Annotated in this window: 24 protein-coding genes and 1 pseudogene; 11 read left to right on the top strand and 14 right to left on the bottom strand. The window is 47.3% G+C overall.

Annotated features, from left to right (window positions below; all coding sequences use genetic code 11):
• Positions 1-61: 61 nt before the first annotated feature.
• A complete protein-coding gene (locus FC96_RS08685; protein ID WP_082593505.1) occupies positions 62-559 on the bottom strand; it encodes a GNAT family N-acetyltransferase in 498 nt (165 codons plus the stop codon).
• 83 nt (positions 560-642) lie between these two features.
• Positions 643-1,980, bottom strand: a complete 1,338-nt coding sequence (gene brnQ, locus FC96_RS08680) for a branched-chain amino acid transport system II carrier protein (RefSeq protein ID WP_056942712.1) — start codon at positions 1,978-1,980, stop codon at positions 643-645.
• A 148-nt stretch (positions 1,981-2,128) separates the two neighbouring features.
• Between brnQ and FC96_RS08675 the strand changes: the two genes are divergently transcribed.
• Positions 2,129-2,986: an SDR family oxidoreductase gene (locus FC96_RS08675; RefSeq protein WP_056942711.1), complete on the top strand. Its 858-nt coding sequence runs from the start codon at positions 2,129-2,131 to the stop codon at positions 2,984-2,986.
• Positions 2,987-3,001: 15 nt separating this feature from the next.
• The gene (locus FC96_RS08670) at positions 3,002-3,439 is read left to right on the top strand and encodes an Rrf2 family transcriptional regulator (protein ID WP_054661155.1); all 438 of its coding nucleotides are present in this window, start codon (positions 3,002-3,004) and stop codon (positions 3,437-3,439) included.
• Positions 3,440-3,533: 94 nt separating this feature from the next.
• Here FC96_RS08670 and FC96_RS08665 read toward each other — a convergent pair whose 3' ends face one another.
• Together FC96_RS08665 and FC96_RS08660 are read right to left on the bottom strand one after the other, a co-directional pair.
• A complete protein-coding gene (locus FC96_RS08665; protein WP_056942710.1) occupies positions 3,534-4,214 on the bottom strand; it encodes a type 1 glutamine amidotransferase in 681 nt (226 codons plus the stop codon).
• A gap of 206 nt (positions 4,215-4,420) precedes the next feature.
• Positions 4,421-5,239 (bottom strand): C40 family peptidase, encoded by an 819-nt coding sequence (locus FC96_RS08660; protein ID WP_056942709.1) that lies wholly within the window; start codon positions 5,237-5,239, stop codon positions 4,421-4,423.
• Between the two features lie 135 nt (positions 5,240-5,374).
• Between FC96_RS08660 and arsC the strand changes: the two genes are divergently transcribed.
• Positions 5,375-5,788 carry an arsenate reductase (thioredoxin) gene (gene arsC / locus FC96_RS08655; protein ID WP_056942708.1) on the top strand — a complete coding sequence of 138 codons (414 nt, stop codon included), beginning with the start codon at positions 5,375-5,377 and terminating at the stop codon, positions 5,786-5,788.
• Complete coding sequence (locus FC96_RS12920) at positions 5,789-5,965, top strand: hypothetical protein (protein WP_156403201.1); 177 nt, start codon at positions 5,789-5,791, stop codon at positions 5,963-5,965. It abuts the gene before it with no gap.
• A 68-nt stretch (positions 5,966-6,033) separates the two neighbouring features.
• Here the strand turns inward: FC96_RS12920 and FC96_RS08650 are convergent, their stop codons facing one another.
• Complete coding sequence (locus tag FC96_RS08650; RefSeq protein ID WP_054661151.1) at positions 6,034-6,765, bottom strand: SDR family oxidoreductase; 732 nt, start codon at positions 6,763-6,765, stop codon at positions 6,034-6,036.
• Between the two features lie 74 nt (positions 6,766-6,839).
• On the opposite strand from FC96_RS08650, the pseudogene FC96_RS08645 reads away from it, so the two are divergent.
• A pseudogene (locus FC96_RS08645) lies at positions 6,840-7,308 on the top strand (MerR family transcriptional regulator).
• A 4-nt stretch (positions 7,309-7,312) separates the two neighbouring features.
• On the opposite strand, the gene FC96_RS08640 reads toward FC96_RS08645, so the two are convergent.
• From FC96_RS08640 to FC96_RS08610, 7 genes are all read right to left on the bottom strand, one after another.
• Complete coding sequence (locus FC96_RS08640) at positions 7,313-8,716, bottom strand: amino acid permease (protein ID WP_056942707.1); 1,404 nt, start codon at positions 8,714-8,716, stop codon at positions 7,313-7,315.
• An 89-nt stretch (positions 8,717-8,805) separates the two neighbouring features.
• Positions 8,806-9,309: a cysteine hydrolase family protein gene (locus FC96_RS08635; protein WP_056942706.1), complete on the bottom strand. Its 504-nt coding sequence runs from the start codon at positions 9,307-9,309 to the stop codon at positions 8,806-8,808.
• Positions 9,310-9,505: 196 nt separating this feature from the next.
• Positions 9,506-10,525: a uroporphyrinogen decarboxylase family protein gene (locus FC96_RS08630; RefSeq protein ID WP_056942705.1), complete on the bottom strand. Its 1,020-nt coding sequence runs from the start codon at positions 10,523-10,525 to the stop codon at positions 9,506-9,508.
• Between the two features lie 33 nt (positions 10,526-10,558).
• A complete protein-coding gene (locus FC96_RS08625) occupies positions 10,559-11,422 on the bottom strand; it encodes a transporter substrate-binding domain-containing protein (RefSeq protein ID WP_056942704.1) in 864 nt (287 codons plus the stop codon).
• A gap of 15 nt (positions 11,423-11,437) precedes the next feature.
• Positions 11,438-12,148, bottom strand: a complete 711-nt coding sequence (locus FC96_RS08620; protein ID WP_056942703.1) for an amino acid ABC transporter permease — start codon at positions 12,146-12,148, stop codon at positions 11,438-11,440.
• Positions 12,149-12,159: 11 nt separating this feature from the next.
• Positions 12,160-12,831 (bottom strand): ABC transporter permease subunit, encoded by a 672-nt coding sequence (locus tag FC96_RS08615; protein ID WP_056942702.1) that lies wholly within the window; start codon positions 12,829-12,831, stop codon positions 12,160-12,162.
• Between the two features lie 21 nt (positions 12,832-12,852).
• On the bottom strand, positions 12,853-13,596 hold the full coding sequence (locus tag FC96_RS08610) for an amino acid ABC transporter ATP-binding protein (RefSeq protein WP_056942744.1): 744 nt from the start codon (positions 13,594-13,596) through the stop codon (positions 12,853-12,855).
• 566 nt (positions 13,597-14,162) lie between these two features.
• On the opposite strand from FC96_RS08610, the gene FC96_RS08605 reads away from it, so the two are divergent.
• From FC96_RS08605 to FC96_RS08585, 5 genes are all read left to right on the top strand, one after another.
• The gene (locus FC96_RS08605) at positions 14,163-15,107 is read left to right on the top strand and encodes a C39 family peptidase (protein WP_054661146.1); all 945 of its coding nucleotides are present in this window, start codon (positions 14,163-14,165) and stop codon (positions 15,105-15,107) included.
• Positions 15,108-15,172: 65 nt separating this feature from the next.
• Complete coding sequence (locus tag FC96_RS08600) at positions 15,173-16,159, top strand: DUF5776 domain-containing protein (RefSeq protein ID WP_235804747.1); 987 nt, start codon at positions 15,173-15,175, stop codon at positions 16,157-16,159.
• Between the two features lie 142 nt (positions 16,160-16,301).
• A complete protein-coding gene (locus tag FC96_RS08595; RefSeq protein WP_056942700.1) occupies positions 16,302-16,577 on the top strand; it encodes an autorepressor SdpR family transcription factor in 276 nt (91 codons plus the stop codon).
• Positions 16,567-17,142 carry a DUF1648 domain-containing protein gene (locus FC96_RS08590; RefSeq protein WP_056942699.1) on the top strand — a complete coding sequence of 192 codons (576 nt, stop codon included), beginning with the start codon at positions 16,567-16,569 and terminating at the stop codon, positions 17,140-17,142. The genes FC96_RS08595 and FC96_RS08590 overlap by 11 nt, the downstream gene beginning before the upstream one ends.
• Before the next feature lie 127 nt (positions 17,143-17,269).
• On the top strand, positions 17,270-19,036 hold the full coding sequence (locus FC96_RS08585) for a phosphatase PAP2 family protein (protein ID WP_056942698.1): 1,767 nt from the start codon (positions 17,270-17,272) through the stop codon (positions 19,034-19,036).
• A gap of 71 nt (positions 19,037-19,107) precedes the next feature.
• Here FC96_RS08585 and FC96_RS08580 read toward each other — a convergent pair whose 3' ends face one another.
• Complete coding sequence (locus FC96_RS08580; RefSeq protein WP_056942697.1) at positions 19,108-21,471, bottom strand: hypothetical protein; 2,364 nt, start codon at positions 21,469-21,471, stop codon at positions 19,108-19,110.
• 98 nt (positions 21,472-21,569) lie between these two features.
• The gene (locus tag FC96_RS08575) at positions 21,570-22,439 is read right to left on the bottom strand and encodes an AraC family transcriptional regulator (protein WP_054661142.1); all 870 of its coding nucleotides are present in this window, start codon (positions 22,437-22,439) and stop codon (positions 21,570-21,572) included.
• Positions 22,440-22,740: 301 nt separating this feature from the next.
• On the opposite strand from FC96_RS08575, the gene FC96_RS08570 reads away from it, so the two are divergent.
• Positions 22,741-24,045: a glycoside-pentoside-hexuronide (GPH):cation symporter gene (locus tag FC96_RS08570; protein ID WP_252192414.1), complete on the top strand. Its 1,305-nt coding sequence runs from the start codon at positions 22,741-22,743 to the stop codon at positions 24,043-24,045.
• Positions 24,046-24,065 lie beyond the last annotated feature (20 nt).

Genomic DNA, 24,065 nt, shown 5'->3' with positions numbered 1-24,065 from the left:
CCTCAAACCTTTTTTTGCGCGATCATTTCGAATTGATTCAAAGACTGCGGTACGACGCTCGTTAATCTCTAAACCGGCGGCCCAAAATATCTAAACTCCGCTTTTGGCCGTCCATCAATGCCACATCGGGCAAATGACCCCAAACCTTGAAGCCATTCTTCTTAAACAGGCCCTGACTGGCCACGTTGTGACTGAAGACAAAAGAGACAATCGTATTCAAGTCAAGGGCCGGTAGTTGCCCAAACACATAGTCCAAGGCTTGTTGGCCCAGGCCTTGGTGGTGAAAGGCGCTGCTGATATAAATGCTGATTTCTGCTGTATGTTGATAAGCTGGACGGCCATAAAAGGACTCAAGGCTAACCCAACCGGCAATTTGGTCATCAACCATCATTTTCCAAATGGGCCGGGACTGCTTGTCAAATTCGTCGAACCACGCCTGCTTATCCGAAACTGACACAGGTTCAAGATCAGCCGTCGCTAACCGCGTCGGGATCGTTTCGTTATAAATTGCCACAATTTGGGGTAAATCTTGTTGTTCCGCGTATTCAAAGTCTACCAAACTCGCCCACTCCACTTCATCACTTAAATTCAGTTTAATTTACCACGCCAACTGAGCGAACGCAATGTGCCACGACCGTGTGATTAGCTGGCCTTTGACCGCAAAAATTGCGTTAATCCAACGCCGATAATCAATCCAGCTACAGCGGGCAACGTCCAGCCCAGCCCAACGCTAAAGCCTGGTAGCAATGCACCACCATTTAGAACCGTTTGAACCCAGCCGTGATGTAGCGAAGCTGGTAAGGCATTTAACCCATCCAAAAGCGCCGGGAAGATAGTGAATACCGTCACCATTCGGTACACCCACTTCGCATTCCCCAGCAGTGGCGTCAGCAAGGACACTAAAATCAGCGTAATCGCCAACGGGTAAATAAACATTAAAATCGGCGTTGAAATCGTCAACAGTTGTGCCAAGCCCACGTTAGCGAACAGCAATGGCACAACGCTTGCTAATCCAATCAATAGCTGATAAGGAACCTTGGGAAAGAGTTCTTTAAACGTATCGCCAAAAGCCGTGATTAACCCAATAGCCGTTTTTAGGCAGGCCACGATGACAATAACGGCCAGTAACCCGTTCCCTAGTTCACCGAAGTAGGCGTTGGCGACATTAGCCAGCACCGGTCCTCCGTTACTAGCCCGCGAAAAGGCCCCTAGTGCATTACGGCCAAGTAACGCCAGCAGCCCGTAAATAACAGCCATCAAGAACACGGCTAAACCGCCAGCTCGAATGGTATCACGGGCAATCTGCGTGGGTTGAGTGACCCCGAGACCCTTGATTGCGTTCACGACAATAATGCCAAAGGCCAGGGCCGCTAACGCATCCATTGTCGAATATCCGGCGGTGAAACCAGCAGCTAATGGAGCTGCAGCATACTGTTGGACGGGTGCTTGACCGTGGCCCAATGGTTTAATTAGGACCATCAATAGCAGACCGGCCAACAAAATCAAAAATGCAGGCGTTAGGAATTTACCAACGTAGACCATGATTTTCGACGGTTTGCGAGCAAACCACCAGGCCACCCCGAAGAAGAGCACCGAATAAACCAGCAAGCCCCAATGCTGTTGGTTTGAAGCAACAAACGGCGTTAGCCCCACCGCATAGGAAATCGACGCCAGTCTCGGTAAGGCAAAAAGCGGGCCGATGCACAGGTACAGCAAAACCGTAAAGGCGTAGGCGTACCAATGACCCACGCGCTGCGACAGGTTAAATACGCCGTCGGTCTTAGTCATCCCAATGGCGGTCACTCCCAGTAGTGGCAGTCCAACCCCCGAGATTAAAAAGCCAATGAGGGCTGCCCAATAATTGGTCCCGGCTTCTTGACCCACAAAAACCGGGAAAATCAAGTTCCCAGCCCCAAAAAACAGGCCAAATAACATCATGCCAACGAATAGGAGTTCGCGGCGATTAAGTTTACGATTCATTTTTCCCATCCAATCATTATGTCGTTTCTTTAAGTGTACCAAGGAATCTCAGCTGACTCATGATAAGCTCATGATAATCTAGCTTGACAATCCTGTTATTTTTAAAGTAACATGTGTTTGAAATAAAAAATGATGGGAGTTTTTAATGATGAAATACGCTGTTACTGGATCGACCGGTCGGTTTGGCCGGACCGTTATTAAGACGTTGCTCGAAACCGTCCCCGCAAGTGACATTATCGCCCTTGCCCGCGACACCGAAAAGGCCGCTGACCTGTTGCCAGACGGCATCGAGATTCGCCCTGGCGAGTACGAAGACGCCCCTCGCTTGAGTGATTCGCTGCAAGGGGTCAACCGACTCTTGCTGATTTCATCTCAGCCCGGCGCGCCCATGTCGCGGCCAGAACAACATCAAAACGTAATTGATGCGGCTAAGGACGCTGGCGTTGCGTTCATCGCCTATACGAGCTTCCCCCACGCTGACACCTCAACGGCCGCATTAGCTGCTGATCACCAGGCAACCGAAAAAGCGCTTCGCAACAGCGGCTTGGCCTTTAGTTTTCTGCGCAACAACTGGTACCTCGAAAACGACTTTAACGTCATTGAAGCCGGCGCAAACGGCCAACCCGTGATTTACTCTGCCGGTCAAGGTCGCGTCGGCTGGACGCCTGAAAGTGACTACGCTCAAGCTGCGGCTAAGGTGCTCACAATGGATGATCCTAAAGCAGTCTACGAATTTGCGGGTGCCCCAGCCACTTATGCTGACCTTGCTAAAGCGGTTAGCGAAGCAACGGGTAAGACCTTCCCTGTCGCCAACGTGAGTGACGACGATTATACTGCTAGTCTTAAACAAGCAGGATTTGATACCAACACTGCGCTCTTGTTCACCAGCTTCCAACAACTGATTCGGGACGGAAACTTGGATGAAAAATCCGATGATCTGCAAACTGTTCTAGGGCGGCCCCTCCTGAGCTTAAAGGATGCCGTTACCCGCCTCATCAAAAAATAACGACTAGGTGACACGATGAAAAGTTCTCACAAATTAAGCGATGCCGTGCATATTTTGACCTACATCGAACTCCTCCCCAATGACGACCTCTCAAGCGCTGCAATTGCTCGGAGCGTTGAGTCTAACCCCAGCTTAATTCGGCGGCTAATGTCGCAACTCACCCAGGCGGGGTTACTGACCACTCAGGCGGGAAAGGCCACACCAAAATTAAGCCGACCGGCAGCGACAATTTCACTTCGGGATGTCTTACACGCTATTGACCCGGCCCCACAGTTATTGTCAATTGATGACAAAACAAACCCTCAGTGCCTGGTTGGCGGTAACATTCAACAGACTCTCAACGACGTGTATGAGGAAGTCCAAACGGCGGCGGAGGCCAAAATGGCAAGCATTTCGCTCCAAAGCATTATCGATGAACTACTGGTCCATGCGGCAAATAAACCAACAGATTAGCTGTTTGTACGACGGCTTTTAACGCAACTAACAAAAAAAGCGACGGGCTGATAATTCGAGCCCGCCGCTTTTTTAACACTAACTATTTTCTGGTTCATGGTTGCCTTGACCCTTCACAAATATAATCTAACAACCGATACGTCACTGCTTCATTGGCTGTGGGCACCGGTCGATGCAAGATATCAGCCGGCGATTGGTCTAGCACCGACCCAGTCACGTAAGCCGCATCGTTAGCGACCATTTCACGCACGTTATCCGCTAGCGGTTCAATATGGAATTGAAGGCCAACCACCCGATGGTCCATCACGAATCCTTGGGGTCGAACGTGCTCGCTTGAAAAAAGTAAGGTGGCCGCAGCTGGCACTTCAAACATTTCTTCGTGCCAGTGCAGGGCCATCACCGTTTCGGGTAACCCGGAAATTACGTCGGATTGCCGATAAACGGGCGCCCAGCCCACTTCCTTGGCAGGCGCCTTAGTGACGGCATATCCCAACGTTTTCGCAATTTGCTGAGCGCCGAAGCAAGCCCCAAATATTGGCGTATGCCGTTCAAGTAAGGTGGCGATCAAGGTCCGTTCCGCCGTAATCCAAGGCAACGAATCATTAGGACTCATCGGTCCGCCCAGAATGACCAGCAAGTCCACGTCAGACGCTTGCGGGAGCTGGCCGCTATAGTATGGATGGTAAATGGTCATGTCGTACCCGTGTGCTTGAGACCATTTTTGAATCATGCCCGGCCCCTCATTGGGTGTGTGTTGCAACACGCTAATTCGCATTTGAATCGCCTCCGTGGGTTCATTTTAGCATCTCATCTTAGAAACACAAATGGGGCTAGCGCTGTCCCCCGTGGTAGGTTACACTGGACCAAAACGGAGGCGGTGAGATGACCCTGAAAACGCACCCGTAATGACTGATCACTTTTACGATCAACGGAGATGGCGAGCGAATAAAAGCTGACCCAGCGATTCAAGTCGTCACCTAGCTAAGCCACCATTCGACGAACAGTCCCATTCACATACCGGCGCCAATCTGGCTGATTAAGTGTCGAAATGCCAACACCGTGCGTATCGGTACTTGGAACCGCCTCGATAAACAGGTTGTTGCCAAGGTACATCCCCACGTGATCATTCGCGTGCTTAATACTGAAAAATAGTAGGTCACCGCGTCGCATCGCTTTGAAAGGCACCGCCGTTCCCTGATTGAGTAAAGTGTAAGTCGTGGTCCCGCTCAGTGGTCCAATATCGACGCCAGCTTGCGCGTAACAATGACGGACAAACGACGAACAATCGTAATGTCGATGTTGGATATCCGTTAGATTACGGCCGCCGCCATAGACGTACTTAGCCTTGCCAATCAGCGATAAGCCGGCCGCAACAGCCGCTTCCACCTGCGGATTAGTCCCCTTTAAAGCTGCCAAGTCACGGTAACGAGTCTTTTGAACACTAATCCAGTATGATCGCCCATGTTGGGAAAATTGAACGTACCCGAGGGTCCGATTACCATTAAGATCCTTTCGCGTTTGGCCCACTATAGCGGTCGCCAAGTTTAAGGTCTTGACCGTCCCAAGTGCCCGAGCGCCCCACGTCCCGGCCGGTGCCGAATACACAGTGGCCTCAGGGTCCGTAATCTTAAGTTGGTACGGGTAGCGATACGTCTGATAGACGTGATTAGGCACGACACGAGTCATTAACTCGCTCACTGCGTTAGGTCGACTTGTGACGTCGTACAAAGCGCGACCCCCTGCCAAAATGCCAATAATGCCGAGAACGGCGATACTGCCCCAAATTATCCGATGCTTCATTTGAATTCCCCCCAGAGTTTTAACTGTATTAAACGTAGCATAAGGTCGGGTGCTCGGCGCGGCTCTTATTCATTCTTTATATACTATAAGAAAAATATAAACTTGATTTAAACAAGGAAAGGGGCGCAACCACCCATGAAACTTGATTTTTTATGTACCGGTAATTCCTGCCGCAGTCAAATGGCTGAGGGCTTCGCCAAGCGACTATTACCCGCCGACTGGCAAATTCATAGTGCGGGCATCCGAGCTGATGGCCTTAACCCAATAGCGGTTCGCGTTATGGCTGAGATTGGCTTCGATATTTCTGACCAAACGTCGACCGTCCTAGATCCTAAGGCACTCCAAAGTAGCGACCTTATTGTGACGCTCTGTGGCGACGCTCGCGACCATTGCCCGGTCACACCAGCTCGGGTTCAAAAACAACACTGGCCACTGCTCGACCCGGCGCAAGCCACCGGTAGTGAAGCTGAAGTTCTCGATGCTTTTCGCACGGTTCGCGACGCCATCAAGGCCCGGGTCACTGAACTCGCTGAATCGGAGGTGAGCTAGTTGCTCAAAGGTATCCTGAATGCGGTCATCATGCTAGTCTCACTCTTCCTGTGCATTGGGTTTGTCGCCGTTATCCACCTTACCGATAGCATTGTTTTTATCGTGTTAGGGGTTCTAGGGTTTGCCATTTTTTCTTTTCTATTTTTGGCCACTTTATCTGCATTTCGGTCACACTAGCCCACTCAATAATCCAAAAAAGCCTTATGATGACTGGGTGACCAATCATCATAAGGCTTTTTGTCTCATTAGCTATCCTGCCGCGTTGCGGCAATGTCGATTTCGCGGACGTTCACCTCTTGTGGCATGTTATAAATAAACGCGACTGCTTCGGCGACGTGCTTGGGGTCAAGCGTCAAACCGCCCATGGTCTGCTTCCATGCCCCATAGTCCTTTAACGCACCATCATCTGTGACATGCGTCAACAGTTCCGTTTCAGCCGCACCAGGCGCCACCATCGCTACCCGGACGTTATGACGAGAAACTTCTTCCCGGACCGTCTCACTTAGCCCGTGAACGCCAAACTTGCTGGCCACGTATGCAGCGTGGTTCACGAAGGTCTTCTTACCCGCCAACGATGAAATATTAATGACTGTTCCGCCCTGTCGTTCCGTCATTTGAGGCAACACAATTTGCATCCCATTCAAGACGCCCATCACGTTGGTATCCAGCATCGTTTGCCACTCTGCCGGATCCTGCTTCAAGACGTTACCCAACAGCATGACCCCAGCGTTATTGACCAGTAAGTCAACGGGACCGTACGCCGCTTGGGCATCATCAATGGCAGCTTGAAAAGCAGCTTTATCCGTCACGTCAACCGACCGAACCATGACGTTCTCAAAGTTCAGGGGGAGGGCTTCAATCTTTTCAGGTCGTCGTCCAAGTAGCAACAAGGGATTTCCAGCTGCATTAAAAGTCTTCGCCATTTCGGCGCCAAACCCAGAACTCGCACCAGTGATCACAATTAAATGATTTTTCATTTTAAATTCCTGCCTTCTTTGTTAAACTGTCATCATCATACAAGCTCAAGTATACTTGAGGGCAAGGAGAAAAAATGAAAACTTATTCAATCAGCGAAATTGCAGCAAAATACAACGTCACCGTCGCCACACTTCGGTACTACGATGATTCAGGACTGCTACCCTTCGTTAAGCGCAACGGTGCAGGACAACGCGTTTTCACCGATGACGACCTCGGTTACTTGGAGGTCATCGACTGCTTGAAACGCTCAGCCATTCCGCTTAAGGCCATCCGAAAGTTCATGGACCATGGACTGGTGCATGATGGGCGATGCCACCCTACCCAATCGGTTTGACTTTATGGTTGAGCAAGAGACCCTCTTAGAACAGAAAATCGCCGTCTTGCAGGCTAACCTGGCCTTCCTACGCTGGAAAAAATGGTACTATGAGCACGCCAAAGACGCTGGAACCGAAGCTGTTTTCTGGATCCCTGGCACCCACATCGTGGACCCTAAGTGGCGAGCCCAATACGTCGCGACCACTGAAACGGAAAAAACGGACTGAAAAATCAGTCCGTTTTTTGACTATGTTTACCCTTTTTTCGCCGGTGTCTCACCATGTAAAATAGTGTCGCCAACACCAACACCAGCGCCCCAGCTGTGACAGAGACCCGGGTATCTGGATTGATGAACATGAACGCCACAATGACGAGCAACATCGCAATCGCAAAATAGTTGGAAACCGGGTAGAGCGGCAGTTTGAAGGGATGGGCCGTCATCACCTGCGGATTGTTCTGGCGGAACCGAAGCTCGGCCAATAAGATAACAAACCACGGTACCATACCGGGTAAAACGGAAGAACTAAATACGACAACGAAAAGGTTAGCAGTAGATTTATTATAGATAGAAAATAGCATATCCAAGATAAAGCCGAGCAAAATGCCGCCGGAAATCCCCATAATTGCAGCATCGGGAACAATCCGCTTAGAAATTCGGCCAAACACCTTCGGCGCATCACCTTCATGCGATAGTTTAAACAACATCCGACTGGAAGAATAAATTCCCGAATTGGCCCCTGAAAGTGCGGCTGTCAAGACTACAAAGTTGATAATTGAAGCGGCCGCTGTAATGCCCACTTTAGCAAATGTGGACACGAACGGTGACCCAATGGCACTCAACTGATTCCACGGATAAATGGTCACAATCACAAAAATGGCGCCTACATAAAAAATCAAAATACGAAAGAGCACGGATTTCACAGACTTGATAATGGCCTGTTGCGGGTTGGCCACTTCTCCGGCCGAGATCCCCAGCAGTTCGATTCCCTGGTAAGAGCCCACGATAATTGACATGGAAAAGAAGAAACCCGTCACACCACCAGTAAAGAAACCGCCGTGCGCCCACAGGTTACTGAATCCGGTGGGGTGACCACCGTTTCCAAGACCAAAGAAAATGACCAAAAAGCCTAAAATGATCATCATGACAATGGTGACCACCTTAATCATCGCAAACCAAAATTCCAATGAGCCATACGCTTTTGCACTCGCTAGGTTAGCCGCTACGAGAAACGCAATAATAATGAGGCCCACCGTAAAGGCGTTAATGTGCGGCCACCAATATTTCAGGTACTCGGTTGCGGCCACGACTTCCGACATTCCGACCACGATGTACTCAAAAACGTTGGCCCACTTCGCCAGGTACCCAGCCAAGGGGTGCACATACTCGGTTGCGTAATCCGCAAAAGACCCCGTACCGGGATTGACGTAAATCATTTCACCTAATGCTCGCATGACAATGTACAAAATCAGGCCCACGAACGTGTAAGCCAAAATAACTGAGGGTCCCGTCCACTTAATCGTTGACGTTGATCCCATAAATAATCCGACCCCGATGGCCCCGCCCAACGAAATCATTTCCATTTGCCCAGCCGTCATGGAACGCGATAGCTTCGGCGTGTTCTTGATATCCTTCATAACTATGCCTCGTGTCATCCAAATTAGTTGTCTGCGAAAAAACAAAATCCGCTTAACTATAGCACACGGTTAAGCGAATTGTCAGGCCCTTATTCAGTTGATTTGGCTTCTAAGAAAGTGACAAACCGACCGTCCCAGACCGTTTGGTAATGGTTAATGAGGTCTGGAACCGCAATCTTTCCCATTGGGGTCATTGAAACGGCACCACGCGTGATGAAAAGGTCGTAGCCTTCATGAAAAGCTACCCGGATGGTCGTATCCACGCAGAACGGAATTTCAGCCCCACAGATTTCTAGTTCGGTAACCCCCAACTGATCTAATAGGGCTGCTAAGTTGGTCTTTAAGAATGCATCCGGATACGTTTTGCGGACGTAAAAATCGCTCGGTAAGGCGTCTAACCCCGAAACGAGTTGCCACCCCTCACTCTGGTACACCATACCAGCCTCCTCGTGTTGGACGAAGACAACGGGCTGATTGTTCTCTCGATAAGCGGCAATTCGTTGATTAATCAATGCTAATACCGATTCGGCCTGGTAGAGTGGTGTTACTGCGTTTTGCATATCAATGACCATTAAGGCGCGGTTATATTGCATTGAAAGGACCTCCAAAATTTATAGTTGGTTACATTGTAACACCAACCAAAAAGGGGGGGTGAACTTGGTGGAATTTCACCGCCTGATTACTGATTATGAGCTAACTACAGCAACTATCTGACCAATCTTTTTAAATTATCTCAACTTTCAAAACCACAAGGCAGTAGTCGTCGTGTAAACTCAACGTCACTCTTTGTCAATTTATATTGCTATAGTCATGTGCTGCCTCTGTTGCCCATCGAATGTGATCAACTGGCGTATCACGTTGAACCGTGCAATCAGCACCAATAATAACGCCTTTAGTACCCGCTTCATTAATAAGACGGCGAACTTCAGATTGAATTTCCTTTTTTGTCCCCTTGTACAAGATATCATTCTTAGTAATCCCCAATCCGCCAAAAACAGCCTTATTCTTAAATAATCTCTTGCCCTCACCCAAAGTGTAACCATCAATTTGCGTTGCCCAGTTAACTACTGGTAGGTCATAGTCAACAAACCAAGGAAGATGATTGGTTGCTTCACCAAATCCACAAACATGGAGAATTCCAATTTCATCTTGCGCATTGATCTCAGCAATTAACTCACCATCAAGCTTCTTTTGAACGGTCTCAAAGAATTCTTGACCAATTCTGTCATCCTGAATTTCCTGAGTACTGAACAGTACGCCGTCAATTCCTGAACTGTGTTGCGCGGCAATTTGCTTCTTAATATCACTATTAATCACGCGTAAAGCTTTTTTAACGGTTTCCGGATCTTCAATGTAAAGGTCCGCAAAAATGACATCGCCTTGAGATAAGTCAGTTTCAGGGGTATCCGCCACCAATTTCCACTTGAATAACGTCACCGCTGAGAAAACATTGCTCAATATGACCGTACGACTGTTTATACTTTTAATCTGCGCTGAGATTAAACTAGATTGCTCCTTCAGCCATACATCATCTTCCGCAATTGGCGTAATTTTAGCCAAAGATCTTAAATCTCTTGGGTTGTCCACATTATTGAGTTGATATGTGAAGTAACCGTCATTCATCAACTTGATAAAGTCTGGATGTACCGCATCTACAAATTCTGATTCTTTATTTAAATCTGCACTGTACATCCCATTAGTTGCAGTCGCCTCCACATGTTCATTTGGTGTGAAATGGTGCCAAACTGAAAATGGGATTTGTGATTCATCCTGATTTTGAAACGCCTTAAGTACTTCTAATTTATTCATGACATCCTCCTATAAAAACCTTCCTGACCTTTTTCACTTCGTTGGATCGGCGTTAAACGTTGTGTCAGCGTCTGGCAGTTTAAACGTATTTTCGTAAAGATACTGCTTCGTAATTTTTTCGAGATACCCGTTATCTTTGAGTTTCTTTAATTCTTTGTTCAGTGCCTTGAGTAGTTTTTCGTTCTTGTCATTTTTGTTCAACAAGAAGTAGCTGTTCTCAAGACCAATGGACTTAGAAATCTGAAGTTTCTTGCCTTCACTAGTGTCGCCAACAGGCTTGTAGGCCGCGTAAGGATAGATTGCAACATCATACTGACCGTTGGAAACTTGCTTCAATGCATCACCAGCAGACTGATCGCCAATCCCCTTTAAATCAATTTTATAATCTGGGTTCTTGGCATTGTAATCTTGAATAAACGCATAACGCGCATCATCGGTCGAAATTGGTGCTAATGACAATTTCTTAGTTGCAACATCCTTAAGAGAATTAGCCGATTTCCCACCCTTTTTGGTAATCAGGCGAAGATCGTCCAACCCGTTTGAAGTTGAGTGCAGATACGTGTTAAAACGTTCCTTTGAATACCACCAGTTTGAAACGGCTAGGTCGTATTTACCTGATTGCAAACCAACAAAAACCGAGTTTTGTGCGGTTGTCGTTTGTTCAAATTTGTACTGCTTCAGGTCCTTGTCTATACGTCCTAACAACGCCCCATAATATCCCCCAATTTTCCCGTTATTCGGATAGGTGTACGGACGGTTATTATCTGGTGCAGCGACACTAACTGTCGTCACACTAGAGCTAGATTTGGCTGAGTTATGCAGCGCTCCTACCGAGATAAACCCGATTACCACAATAGCTATAATCACATATAAGATAACTCGATTTCTTGATTTCAATTTGTTAAACCCCTTCTAAATAAATTCTTGCGTGTGCGAAACGCGTTTCCGAGAAAAAACTTCCAACAACTGGAATAGTTTTGCAAAAATCCAGCAAATAATGATGTAAATAATCAGCGCATCTAGGTATGTCTCAACGTACTTAAACCCTAATGATGACAGAATATTAGCTTTAGCCATAATTTCAACAATCCCAATATTGTAAACAATTGCCGTGTCCTTGATTAAGTCCAAAAACAAATTTGAGAAATTTGGGATGAGATTGGTAATGAGTTGTGGAATAACAATTCTGGTCATAGCACGAGTCGGTTTCATTCCAACAGTCACAGCAGCCTCATACTGCTGATAATTGACTGAGTGGTACGCTGACCGAATACTTTCCGAAATATTGGCTGAAGCATTAAACGAATAAGCCAAGATGGCAATCAACATCACCGGTAGTCCATTAGTGGTCGTATTTAGTCCCATATTTCTGAGTGCTACCAATAGTTGGGGAAGTCCATAATAGACGACATACAGTTGAACGATTATGGGCGTTCCACGAATAAACGAAACATATACTGCTGCAATCGGCTCAAGTACTCTGATTTTTCGCTCTCTCACGATAACAATAAATATTGCTAAAATCAGTCCAATGATTGTCGCAATAATTGATAAAATAATCGTTTCGGGGGCAACTGACAATATTTTGGGAAATGAGTTAATTGCAAACCTAGTATCGAACATGAATCCACCTCCTAAACCGTCACGTATTCATAATCATTTCTGATACTTCTAAATATCCATTCGATTGTAAGCACTATCAGCCAGTAAACTAGTGCAAGAACAACAAAGATCCCTAGCTTATAAACACCTTGATTTTGGTTCGATAAATCTGTTGCAGCGTTGTACATGTCAATGAGGCCAATAACGTAGACCAGAGATGTCGCTTTAACTAAACCAATCACCAGATTTTCAATATTAGGAAGTGCTATGAGCGCAGTTTGGGGCATGATGATTTGCCAGAACGCGTCTTTCGAGTCCATGCCAACGACCAGTGCTGCCTCGTATTGACCTTTATCAACAGACAGGTACGCTGAACGAAAAGCTTCGGATAGATAGGCACTCCACCCCACTGATAATCCAGTAATCCCAAATATCATCTTGGCCCAATCATTAATATCGACTCCGATTAACATGAAAAGTTTGGGTAGTCCATAATAAGTCAGCAGCAACATCAGTAGCGGCGGGGTACCTCGAATAAGTCCTAAATATAGTCTAGCGGCCCCAGACCAAAAATTGTTTTTTCGTAAAGCCAGCCAGGCGACACCCAACCCGATGGCTGATGCGAAGACGAAAGAAAATACTAATAACGTTAGCGTAACTGGCAAACCGGAAAGCAACGTTGTTATGATCCGACTTAGCTTCATAGTCAATCCCCCTCATCATTTTTAGTAGTCCTCAGCAATAGCCGATAGAAATTGTTTCGTTCGGTCATTTTTAGGGTGGTCAAAAATTTCATCAGCATCCCCCTGTTCCAAAATTTCACCATCTGCAAAAAACATCACTCTGTCAGCCACATCCCTAGCAAATGACATTTGATGTGTCACCACAATCATCGTCTGTCCTTGTTCTGCGAGTTGCTTCATATCTCGTAACACTGTACCCACCAATTCCGGATCCAGAGCTGAAGTCGGTTCATCGAATAAAATAATGTCCGGGTTTAACACCGTAGCCCTCGCAATTCCAATCCGTTGTTGCTGGCCACCAGACAGCTGAGAAGGATAGAAGTCTTTCTTATCTAGCAATCCGACTTGATCCAGAGCTATCTCTGCTAAAGAATCAGCCTCCTTTTTGGCCATATTTTGACCGAAAACCAATCCTTCAGAAATATTTTCTAAAGCGGTCTTATTCTTAAACAGATTGTAGTTTTGAAAAACCATGGCCATATGTCTTCGAGTCCACAAAATTTGTTCTTTACTTGGTCTTGCCATGTCGATATTCTGGTCTCGAAATGTCATTGAACCCGAATTAGCTGTTTCTAAAAAATTGATATTTCTCAGAAGTGTCGTCTTTCCAGAACCAGAAGGGCCAATGATTGCTACCACTTCTCCTTGTTCAACCGTGAGATCAATGCCCTTTAACACTTGATTATCTTTAAATGTTTTTTCTATATCCCTAAGTTCTAGTAACATATTTCCTCTTCTCCCACTGCAGATAGTTATTAATATTTCAAAACCAAAATAAAAAACACTCTCGTCTTGCTCTAAACAAGGACGAAAGTGCATTCCGTGGTGCCACCTGATTTCACACTGATAACAGTGCCTTAAGGGTATTTAAAACTAAATACCCTGAAAGATAACGGTCTCTGCCGAATATCCAGCCATTCAACCAGATATTTCTTAATTCAAAGCTCATCTTCACTACTATTAAGAACTTGCCCGCTCTCATCCTAGTACGGGTTCTCTGTAAAGGTCATTAGTAGTTACTCTTCTTCTCGAAAGATTGTAATTTAATTAGTTCAATAAAGCGAACTCTAATCTAAATGCAATTATTTGTCAAGTGCAAAATTTCTATCGCTAACTTGGATGTTTTAGTCATTTTTTGAAATGCAGGTTCAATTTAGATTTTAGTTTCAGTTCTGATGCGTGAAACCTAAATTATTGAACACCCACTACAGTTCCTTCCCTAAATAGTTCTTGCACATTCTAAGTCCAGAAGATTATACTTATAATCATCAAAGAGACCTTGGAGTGTAACCATGAGAATAACGATATCGCCTCACCTATCTGGGCTTGTTGTGGCGCTTGCCTTTGCGACGACCCTATCGATGGCAGGAATGGTGTCTGCATCCGCTGATGTCAGTCCCGTCGCTACGGATCAGCCAACTACGACTAGTGGGTCTGATTCAAGTGCGCCGACCGATTCGCCACAACCCGAGCCGACGCCGACACCGCCTAAGCCAACTTATACGTCAATTACCGCACGCAAACAGTTGAATTATTACACCACAATGGGCGGCAATGCCACTTATAAAATCTACAAGACCGGGGGCTACAATACCTCTGCTTCGAATAAAATAGCTGTTAGCACCAGTCGTCAATTCGTCGGCAAGTCGCTTCATATCACCCAGTCTGAACGGACCGGCGGCATCACTTGGCTGAAATTCACTTACAACCACAAGTTCAGCGGGTGGGTCAATCAACACGCCACCGTCAGTACGACTTATAAGTTGTGGGTCCCGCTCATTGCGCAACGGCCACAGCTCCCAACTGGATGTGAAATCACTGCGACTGCCATGATGCTCCAATTTGCCGGGGCTAAGGTGACAAAACTCAGCTTAACTCGGGAAATGCCGCGTAGTAGTGACCCTAATAAGGGATTTGTGGGCAGTCCGTACTCGAAATCGGGCTGGTACATTTACCCGAAAGCCGTTTTACCCATCGTTAAACGGCATTTAGGAAGCGCACAAAACTTGACTGGTGCCCGCCTAAGCACCATCAAGAAATATGTTCGTCACGACCATCCCGTCGTTGTCTACGTTGCTGGAGTTGATGGTTTCAGCAACCACGCCCTAACCGTCACCGGTTACTCGAAAACCCGGATTTATTACAATGATCCGTGGACGAATAAACGGGCAAGCATGTCAAACAGCGTGATGACGAAGCACCGAAAAGCAGACGCCAACCGCGCGTTTAGCTACTAAATTTATTTGGGGGAAGAAAAATGAAAGCAAAATGGATCCTATCACTCGGTCTGCTGGTCACATCTATGGGCCTAGCCACGACAAGTGCTCAAGCAAGTAGCTATTATTCAACTAATCCAGGTATTATCAGGGCTAAAAAGACCGTCGCAGCCTACACAACGGCAACTAAGTCTAACAAGACCCAAGCGATCAAAAAGGGAAGCTATGCTAAAATCACAAAACTTGTCAGCGTAAAGGGTCACGCTCCGATGTTACAAACAAACACTGGAAAATACATTACCGCGAACAAGGCTTTCGTTGCAAAAACGGCAGGCTACCAAAATCCTAAAAAGTACTATCAAGTACAGTATCACCAAATCAAGCCTTACGGAAAAATCGGCTACACCGTTAAACCCGGATACGAAGGGATCAAGACTTGGCTAATCATGAAGAAAATGCACACCACTAACGGTTACAACAAGTACAATAGTGCGACGGCTTACGCTGTGAAGGCCTTTCAACGTCGGCACCATCTGAAGGCCACGGGAAACGTCAACGAGGCCACTTGGGTTAAGATGGGCTACTCCAAACACAGTTGGACTGCGATTGACAGTTACGTTGCACCGCTGGGCGCACAGGCTTGGCAAGGTCGTTCCGCTCACATCGAAGCCATGATCAAGCAGGCCTACAAGTACATGGGCAACCCATACTTAGTTGGCTCATCTACTAGCCCCAAGTACGGGACTGACTGTTCTGGGCTTGTCATGCAAGCACTCTACGCTGGCGGCATTAACCCACTTCCAACGAGTTCTATCCACCATGCTTTCCCTGGCAACGAATGGAATTCACGCAACTTATGGGCTGCTAAAAAATTGAAAAAGGTTTCTTACGCTCACAAGCAACGGGGTGACTTGGTGTTCTACTACCAGCCAGGCACTCACACCATTTGGCATGTCGCCATCTACCTTGGCGGTGGCAAAGTCATCGAATCATGGCCACCACGCATCATGGTTCAACCAATCCGGAACGGGCAACGTTCTTACATTGCCGGGATTAAGCGACCATTTATTTAAATTTTGAAAGTCTGTTCATCAGCCAAACCTAACGCTGATAAACAGGCTTTTTATTTTGCCGGAATCTATATAGATATTTTTCTAAATACCTGTTATACTCTATATAGAAATATTTCTAAATAGGATCTTAGGAGGTGCCACCATGGGACTATCTGACACATTGAAGGCCATCAACGATCCGGTCCGACGTGCTATCTTAGAATTTTTGAAACAGGGCGACGCGTCGGCGGGCACCATCGCCGACCAGTTTGACCTGACGCAAGCGACCGTTTCATACCACTTGAAACTGTTGCGTCAAGCCGAGTTAATTACCGTTAAAAAGGACAAAAACTTCGTCATCTACCATCTCTCGGCCTCGGTCTTCGAAGACCTACTGGCCTGGCTCTACACGATCGGAGGAACCCCTCATGACAATTAAAAAAAACTTCTTCACCACATCACCCGTTATCATCGCACCCATCCTCTATGGACTGGCGGTGTATTCCAGCCTGCCAAACAAAATGACGACTCACTGGGGCTTCACTAATCAACCGGACGGCTTTATGGCTAAACCCCTTTTAGTCTTTGGCTTGCCACTACTCATGCTGGTCTTTCAGTTCATTGTGCTCTTCGCTACCGGCCACTCTAAGGACGACGCAACCCGTCTAAACTACATTGTGATGTGGTTGCTGCCGCTCGTAACCGTTGTCGCGTACCTGACAACTATCCAATTCAACTTAGGCACAACCCTCGACATCCGCCGAATCGCAACACTACTGGTTGCCATTATTTTCCTAAGCATGGGCAACTACCTCCCAACAGTGACACTCAGTGACCAATCCCGACGGCAACCAAAGAACCCCACCCGGTTTTATCACCGGATTGGCTACCTACTAGTTGGGGGTGGGCTGGCCCTTCTTGTTAGTCTCTTGTTTGGACCGTGGGTGTCCACGGTTATCTTGGGGCTGGTGATTGTGGGATTGATTGCGGTGATATCATTGTAGTTTTAAGAAATCGTGAGGCAAAGAGTCTCACGGTTTTTATTTTACAGATTATTTACACAACATATGCGGCGCCTTTACGCAACCCAGCTACACTGATGGTGATCTCAAAGATCATGGAGGGTTGAAAATGAAAAAAATGATTGGCACCATCGCTAAGTGTACCTTGTCACTGGTTCTTTCTGGGGTTGGGGTAGCAACCACCAGCAGACCCGTGCAAGCTCAGACCGTAACGCCAAAAGAACTTCATCACCTTTTGGCACCCAAACGGGCCAGTTACGGCTACTATATCGAAACGTACCAAAGCAATACCGACAAGGACGTGACGCCAGCGCATAACGCTGCCACAGCCTTGTTTAACAACAGCTTTGCGACGTACTGGGACCCAACCGGTACCGGTCGGCCGCTTAACGCTAAGTTACTCAAAGAAAATCAGCAGAAATCCGTAACCATTTCCCAAAAAGAGACCCCGGCTGAATTCCTCAGATCCTATTTATCCGACCGTCGGGATAGTCCCTATAACGAAATTCCCGCTTTAGGTCCCTTCGCACCAGCGTTCATTAAACTCGCGGACGCCCAAACCCACTTTACGGCTCTGCCGGCCGAGCCCTGGCCAGCGACAGCCAAGGATGACCCGTCTTCGGGAGTTGTTTGGGCAAATAAAACCTCCACACTAGGGCCAATGGTTCAGCTCGTTAATTTAGCGGCCGAAAACACGTATTCTTCATCTGGTCATCCCAAAAAGTATTTTAAATACGTGCGACCTTTCCGACAGGGGCCCGGGATCCACATGAATAAGTATCTCGTTAACGTCTTCAACGCAAGTCCCAAAACCGACTACGATTTCCCTTCTGGCCACACGACCCAAGCTTTTGAAACCGCGCTGATGATGGCCTATGCCCTACCCCAACGGTTCCAACAAGAAGTGACCCGCGCCTCTGAAGTGGGGCTGGATCGCATCCTAGTCGGTCGGCATTCACCGCTGGCTGTCATGGGTGGTCGGGTTCTGGGCACTGCTGTAGCGGCTGCCGTTCTAAATGATCCCAATAACGCCCAAATGATTCAACGGGCTTACCAAAATGCCCAGACTAACCTTGCCAACAAATCCAATCAATCTGCCAGAGACAACTATAAAAACTACCAGACCAATCTGAAACACTATGACGAACGGATGACCTATGGCTTCAAGAAGACCGGTTCAGCTCACGTGAGAATGACCGTTCCAAAGGGAGCAGAGGCCCTACTAAAAACGCGGTTCCCATACCTAACACCGATCCAGCGGCGGGAAGTCCTGTACACCACCGGGTTTGAATCCGGCTATCCCGTTAACGACGACACCGAAGGATGGGGCCGGCTCAACCTCGTCAAGGCTGCCGGAGGTTTTGGCCGGTTGCTGACGAATACCACCGTTAATATGACCGCTAAAAATAACCCCTACGGCCAACACGACACCTGGCAAAACAATATTGGTGGCCAAGGTCGCCTTATCAAAACGGGGTCAGGTGCTTTAACGTTAGCGGGACACAACAGCTTCAACGGGCTAACCCTCAACAGCGGGCAGTTAATTGCCGCAAACTCAGCTGCCTTAGGTGACCAAAACGTGACGGTCGCCCGGGGTCACCTTCGTTTGGCCGCCCCCCGCGTCGTCGTCAAAGGCCACTACACCCAACGCCGGTCAGCTAGCCTTAGCTTAACAACTCGCCAACGTCTCACCATCCGCGGTCGTGCCGACCTGGGTGGCACCTTGAAAGTCACACTGACGCACCGACTCCCGCGCGCCGTGACACTGATACGGTTCAACCACCGAAACGGAAAATTTCGGCACGTCCAACTTGTCGGCAGTCACAGGCAATGGCGCCTCAAATATACCGCTACCAGTGTTCAACTAGTGCGGTAGGCTTCAATAATAAAAATAGTTCGCTGACCTTGTCGGGTTCAGCGAACTATTTTAGTTTAAACGTCAGCACTTTAGGCCATAAACGTGTCAGTTGTCACATCGTAGTGCACGACAACTTCTGGTGAATGGAACACCGTTTGATGGTTCAAATCAATGTATTGGCTTGGATAGGGTGCTGTTGAACGAATTGTTAACACGTGACCCGTTTGATCCGTAACCTCGCCGTTAACAACGTGATAACCGTCAGTCTCATCCTGATAAATATACGTTTGTTGGCCAAATCCGTTAAGGTAGGCCACGAGTTCTTCGCCCATGTCCCAATCATCTTCACCCGTGTACCCATCTGGGAAGAGACGGCTGAAAATGCCCCCGTCAGCGGCAAAAACCGACTGACCAAACCGGTTACGCGACAGATCAGGCCGGTTTAAATTTGGTCCCGCAATACTATATGTCGAGGCCGCTTCACCAGGTTGTAGTTGCCGGTCCGTTGCCGTCGCATTTGAATCATACATATACAACACACCAACGGTGGCTCGGTAAGCCGCCTCAACCAAGTGCGCATCTCCCAGTCTGTGACCTGTGATGAGTGCCGCCGCGGCCGTCACGCCACCCCAGAGTGAATGGATCATGTACGACAAGGCTTCCCACCAGCGATCTGGACTCTGGGCCCGAAAGTCATTACTAAATCCAATGTTTGCTTGCAACAAATGACCATAGACCTGCGCAGCTGGTTGCTCAGCCTGCGCCAAGGCGGCCGCGGCGGGTCCGAACCCAGCGTTATCATAAAAATGCTCCGTTACCGCCGCTGTTAATTTGTCAGCCCCTGCGGCTACAGAAGTAATCATGTTTTGCCATGACGTTGAAATCTCTTGATATTCTTTGGTCAGGTCAGCCGCCTTGAGGGCTGATAATAAATCATTGATGTACAAGAAAAACTGCCCCAACATCTGGGTTTCTTCCTTAGCTCGAACGTTATCGTGAAGCGCTGGGTTAACTCGTAAATCACAAATTTTGGCAGCCCATTTTAGGTAGGTCGCTGGTTTATTTAACTTTAGGTATTGTGCATCCGACTGTGACAATAGGAAGAACAGATGCCCAATGTATTCCAAATCCATCACCCGGTAAAAGTCACCGTACAACTTTGCGGGCCGGCTCAAGTCGCCATCAATGAACCATTTATTTTTTACGTAGTGAACGGCACTCAGTTCTACTTGCTGAATTTTTTCAGCGACCTGATCAATGTCTGGATCCAACAAGCAGGCTTGTAGCACAAACGTCATTTTCCCCAGTGATTCACCTTGGTTCGAAACCGGTTCAAAGGCGTACGGGTGCTGACCCGTAGCACCGCTGTATGAATGTTGCGACACGTAATCCACTCGGTCCTGCAAGAGCCGTCTGATCGAGGCCAGATAGTTGTAAACCAGCATGTCCTGAGTGCCATCGTCGAAGGTCACAATGACTTGGTGTTCGCCCTCGCCTTCGGGCTGATAAGTCACTGTCGTGTCAGTCAATAACGACTTAAGTTCCCGCTTCTTTAAACCGGCTGCCGTCATTGTCACATCACAAATGCTAGCCACTTTTTGGGCGCTTTCTGCGTCAAGGCTGAGCTGTTGGGCGGCATTTGACACCATGGGCGCAAAGTGAATCTCCGGGTGACCAAAAGTAGCCCCGGTTTGATAAAAGTCCGCCTGATCATTAAACAAGCAGGCGTTAAACGCCCACTGCCGCGTTTCGCCAGCTGCCAAATTCAGCACCGTTTGCGGATAGATCCAATCGTGCTTCGGGCCATTATCAGCCGGATACCCGCCGGCTAAAATTAACTGGTGAAACAACATGCCATCGAGGGATGGTGAGACATTCTCAAAGAAGCGATTGTTATATTCACAGTAGGTACCAACTGATAAGACCTCACCAGCCGTCTGGTACAGGCCCAAGTTTTGGTGCTCGTCATCACGCCTCATGACGGCTAACTTTGTATAGTTTTTTGAAATGCTCGGGAAAACGGCCGCCGATTCCTGAGCGTTACGTCTCACGTTCTTATCGCGGTACATCACATAGGCCAGACTAGTCCAAACACCAAGGTTCGTTAGTGTCACCGGACGCTGACTCGGATTTGACACACTAAACTGCCAGTTTAACACCTGGTTTGGGGCAGCCGTGTAGTGTGACTTGAAGACAAGGTCTTGAATGGTTGTCGTCACCGTTAATTGGTCAGCCGTTTGATCAATTTGCGTTGGAAAATCGATACTTTGATACGATTGACCATCAATTGCAACGGTGAATTCGCCAAAGAGTTTATCGTCGTCTTGATAGCCAACTTCGGCTAAATAAGCCGGATCAATCACCCAGTTCATTTGGGTTGCGTCATTCCCCCATTTAAGTTGGGTCAACGCGCCCCGATTGTTACAATTAATGGTAATGCCGTTTAATTCCATCGTCCGTGTCCTCACTTCGTTTTAGTTAATTACTCAACTATTATAAGCGCTTTCATTTCGCGATAATATCGAAACTCTCACTTAAAATTTACATATTCTCACACTTTTCGTTGCTTCAAGCTCCGATACTTTTTCGGCGAAGATCCAGTGTACTTCTTAAAGGCCGTCGAAAAGTAATAGATGTTTTGATATCCCACATCTTCGGCAATTTCAGAAATCGCTAAATCCGTGTTCAGCAGCCGTTTTTCAGCTTCTTCCATTCGATACTGACTTAGGTATTCAAACGGCGTCAACCCAATGGTCGCCTTCAGCGAACGGGTAATGTAGTTGGGATGGTAATGAAATTGATCGCTCAAAACGGTACTCGTTATCTTTTCGTTAAAGTGGTCTCGTAAAAAGCGTTGGACTTCTTTTGAGAGTGCGACGAGCTTACTTTCGCCCTCCGCTCGAATCTGAATCGACTGTAACACGTCAATAAAAAGCTGCTGAGATCGCCAAAAGCCAAAGTCTTCTTGCTCTTTGCTCTCCGCAAAAAGTTGCTTAACCAGCGATAAGGTTCCTTTATGATCGGGAATCTCGATATGCTTAGGCAGGTGAAGGGTGAGCGTCGGTGTAAAGTAGTGCAGCGTTGGCACTTCAATAGACGGCGCCATGGTCACCGGTGTGGCACTCTGCCGCCAATTGCCTGAAGTATAGAAATGAAGCCAATAATAGGAGGTCGTCTGATCCATTTTACGCCAGGAATAGTGATGGTGCTTAGGCTGCAACAAGAACAGTTCGCCCGCATTGACCGTGTATTTTGTGCCATCTTCTGCAATGTAAAGACGGCCCGCTGTCATAAAAATTAAAACAAAGTACTGTAAATCCGTTCGGTTAGGGTGCTCCTCACCGGGTTCAAACGTCACCTGATTGCCTTCAACAAAGGTTGGCAACGGTAAGCACGACATTGAAATGTATTTTTTACTCATACGGCTATCCCTCCGTCATTTTAGCTTCAGTATACTTGATTATTTGGCTTCATTACGCACACTTGTGTGTAATAATGTAAATTCACTGTGTTTGATTTAATTTTAAAAAGCCAGCAAATGGCTTAAATTAGCACATGAAAGCGCATTAGCTGTTATACCGGTGAGTCTAATTCTGCTTTTAGGAGAGAACAAATGTAACCGTTTTCTTGAACCACCATTTTAATCAATTACGGAGGATTTCAACGTGACAAATCGAGTCGGAAATGCTATTCAGCAAAACGTTAAAATTCCCTTTCACCGCATGCTAGCTTACGCTAGTACCGATGCGGCTGGGAACTTGCTTTACACAACGGTAACCACCTTTATTCTGTATTACTATACCGATGTTTTCGGGTTATCCGTAGCGGCAGCCGGAACCATTTTATTGGCTGCCCGTATTCTGGACGCTTTTGATGCACCCGTGTGGGGCTTCATTATTGACCACACCCACACTAGATGGGGACAAAGTCGCCCCTACTTTCTCTGGATGGCCTTCCCGTTTGCCATCTTGTTCGTCTTAATGTTCTGGTCGCCACAGCTCAGCACGACTGGGAAATTCTGGTGGGCAATGATCACTTATTTACTGTTTGGAATCTCATATACCGGAATGTCCACCCCGATCACCTCTATCCTACCCAACCTCTCAAACGACTCCGACGAACGAATCAAAATGAACAGTACCCGGATGATTGGTGGTAACATCGGCTACTTCGTGACGGCCACCTTCACCCTTGGCATCGCCGCCTTTCTCGGTAAAGACAACGCCCTATTGGGTTGGCGGAACACAGCTATTATTTTTGCTATTATCGGCTTTGCATTACTCCTATTTGCCTTTTTCGATACCAAGGAAATCAACACAAATCGGCAAAAGGCATTGCCAATCAAGGATTCTATCAAGGCAGCTAAAAGCAACTGGCCATGGTTCATCTTGGTCATCGTCTTTGTCTTTTACTGGCTGGGGAATGCTTCACGGACCTCGGTTGTCGTCTACTATGCCCAATACAACTTGGGCGTTAAGAACTTCGCCTCGGTCTTAAACGCGCTCGTGATGTTCCAGATGGTGGGGATGCTTCTTATTCCACTTCTCGTTAAGAAGTTCAAAAAGGCCCACGTTCTAATCATGGGGATGACTCTGGCCGCTATTGGGCAAGTTTTAATCGCCTTCGCTGGCCAATCATTGATCTTCCTAGCCATCGTTTGGAGTATTGCATCAATCGGAACTGGGATCGCTGTTTCGATGCCATTTGCCATGCTATCCGACACTGTTGACTATGGCGAATGGAAAAATGGCATCCGGGCCAGTGGTTTCTTAACGGCTATCGGTAGTTCGTTTGCCATCAAAATTGGCTCCGGCCTTGGTGGCTGGGCCCCATCCATGATTTTAAATCATGCCGGCTACAAAGCGGGCGTTACCCAAAGCGCTACCGCACTTTCAGCTATCAAATTCAGCATTAGCTACCTGCCTGCCCTCTTCTTCATTATCGGGGCTGCTATCATGATTTTCTACGTTAAGTACGAAAAACAGGAATCAACAATTAAGCAAGCATTGGCAGATCATGGGGAATAATCTATAACCTAAAAAGCGTC

The sequence above is a fragment of the Secundilactobacillus kimchicus JCM 15530 genome, from assembly GCF_001433995.1.
GTDB classification, from domain to species: Bacteria; Bacillota; Bacilli; order Lactobacillales; family Lactobacillaceae; genus Secundilactobacillus; species Secundilactobacillus kimchicus.
Note: the sequence above shows the minus strand (reverse complement) of the source record. Positions and strands in the feature narration are given on the sequence as shown.